This is a genomic window from Vibrio sp. 1457, assembly GCF_033340195.1.
Taxonomy (GTDB): domain Bacteria; phylum Pseudomonadota; class Gammaproteobacteria; order Enterobacterales; family Vibrionaceae; genus Vibrio; species Vibrio alginolyticus.
In genome coordinates, this window is sequence record NZ_JAWOWA010000150.1 from 1 (window position 1) to 666 (window position 666).

The 666-nt window shown below is 54.7% G+C and carries 1 protein-coding gene and 1 pseudogene; both read left to right on the plus strand.

Annotation, left to right across the window (positions count from 1 at the left end):
* Positions 1-531: heme exporter protein CcmB (gene ccmB / locus R7Z41_RS24455; protein WP_318141699.1), on the plus strand; the 531-nt coding region annotated here is incomplete at its 5' end.
* Positions 532-572: 41 nt separating this feature from the next.
* Positions 573-666, plus strand: a pseudogene (locus R7Z41_RS24460) (heme ABC transporter permease); the annotation flags it as partial.

A 666-nucleotide genomic window follows, 5' to 3' on the forward strand; every position in this document is an offset into this window, starting at 1 on the left:
CTGCTGGCGCGTATTGCACCGGGCATTATCTGGGTTGCTGCGCTGCTTTCATCCTTGCTGGCGCTGGAACGACTGTTCCGTGACGATTTGCAGGACGGCAGTCTTGAACAATTGATGTTGTTGCCGTTACCCTTGCCCGCCGTTGTGCTGGCGAAGGTGATCGCGCACTGGATCGTAACCGGTCTGCCGTTACTCATCCTTTCGCCACTGGTAGCAATGCTACTGGGAATGGATGTTTATGGCTGGCAAGTGATGGCGCTGACGCTTCTGCTGGGAACGCCTACGCTTGGCTTTCTCGGTGCACCGGGTGTGGCGTTGACAGTGGGACTTAAGCGCGGTGGTGTGCTGCTCAGCATACTGGTGTTACCGCTGACTATCCCATTACTCATCTTTGCCACCGCCGCGATGGACGCGGCTTCTATGCATTTGCCCGTTGACGGGTATCTGGCAATTTTAGGCGCGTTGCTGGCAGGCACCGCGACTTTAAGTCCTTTTGCGACGGCGGCAGCGTTACGAATCAGCATTCAATAACGCTGGATTACTGATTTTTGTTCGAGTCTGGTATCGAAACTATGTGGAAAACACTGCATCAACTGGCGATCCCACCACGGCTGTATCAAATCTGTGGCTGGTTTATACCGTGGCTGGCAATTGCCAGTGTGGTCG